The 1473-nt window shown below is 42.6% G+C and carries 1 protein-coding gene; it reads left to right on the plus strand.

Annotated features, from left to right (window positions below):
- The first annotated feature begins 216 nt into the window (after window positions 1-216).
- Window positions 217-1467, plus strand: coding sequence for an RNA-guided endonuclease InsQ/TnpB family protein (locus ACUVJL_RS21955; RefSeq protein WP_445247771.1), 1251 nt, complete (start codon window positions 217-219; stop codon window positions 1465-1467).
- Window positions 1468-1473: the final 6 nt, after the last annotated feature.

A 1473-nucleotide genomic window follows, 5' to 3' on the forward strand; every position in this document is an offset into this window, starting at 1 on the left:
TTTACCTCGCTCAGCGGGAATGCCCCCGCTATAATCTTTGATTTAGCGGCGGGATGAAAGCCAGGTTTATTTTGTCAGATATCGGACCAATGCTGAAAGCCAGGGAAGATATACTGACAAAATAAACAATCTCCTACATAACTTCACGACAATTTTATACACACCATCCAAACCTGTGTTACCATGAATCTATAAACACGGTAGAAATCGCCCCCAGTGTATCACGCAGTCAAAGTCAGAATCTATCCCACTCCCGAACAAGAGCAATACCTAGCTCAATGTTTTGGTAATTGTCGTTGGTTATACAACCGAATGTTGAACCTAACCACAACGACTTACAAGGAAACTGGGAAAGGTATGAGTAAAGCTGCAATGGATAAATTGCTACCGGGGTTGAAAACGGAATTTGACTGGTTGGGAATTGCTTATTCTCAATCATTGCAACGGGTGACATTCAATCTCAGTGCAGCATTCGTGAATTTCTTTGAAGGTCGTACTAAATATCCGACGTTCAAAAAGAAAGGAGCGAAACAATCGGTTTCATATCCTCAGAATGTCAAGCTGATGGTTTCAGAGAAATCGATTAAATTTCCTGGTACATTGGGATATGTCAAAACTAAGTTTCATCGGAGCTTACCTGATGGTAAGCAAGGTTGCGTCACCATCTCACAAAACACAGATGGCACGTACTTTGCATCAATACTGTTTGAAGTGTCCAAACAAACATTAGAACCAGTCAACGATGCAATCGGTGTAGATCTGGGATTGAAAGATTTTGCGATCGCCTCTAACGGAGTGAAGCATAATCAGCCTAAAAAAGCTCAGAAAAAGCTACAAAAACTAGAACGCAACAAAAAACGCAAACAACGTAAATTAGCCAGGAAAAAGGGCTATACGAACCGTAGAAAAGCGAAATTGCTGGTGGCAAAAGTGTGTAGCAAGATTGCCAGAATCCGCGAAGACTTTCTTCACAAGCTATCCCGCAAGATAGTCAACGAAAACCAAGTAATTGTGACAGAAAATCTCTCAGTCAAGAACATGGTCAAGAATCCCAACTTAGCCAGAGCTATTTCTGAGCGAGGATGGGGAACGTTTTGCACTATGCTCAAATACAAAGCTGAACAGTTGGATCGAAATTATGTCGAAATCAATCGATTTTTTCCATCATCACAGCTTTGTTCAGAAACGCTGCTACCGATTCCTCAACTTCAGAAAGGTTGGGATAGTCTGAAGGTACGTTATGTAGACTGCCCAAACTGCGGAAAACAACACGATCGTGATATCAACGCCGCGATCAATATCAGAAATGAAGGCTTGCGGATTTTGGCGTTAGGAACTAGCGCTTCTGCTTTCGGAGGGGGTGTAAGCCCAAAACGATCTGGACGTAAAAAATCTACCATCGTCGAGGCAATCCCCCGTGAAGAAAGAAGCCTACACCATACTGCTCCGTGCAGTTGGTGTAGGTAGTTCACT

Origin of the sequence: Microcoleus sp. OTE_8_concoct_300, from assembly GCF_031383065.1 — a bacterium.
Lineage (GTDB): Bacteria > Cyanobacteriota > Cyanobacteriia > Cyanobacteriales > Microcoleaceae > Microcoleus.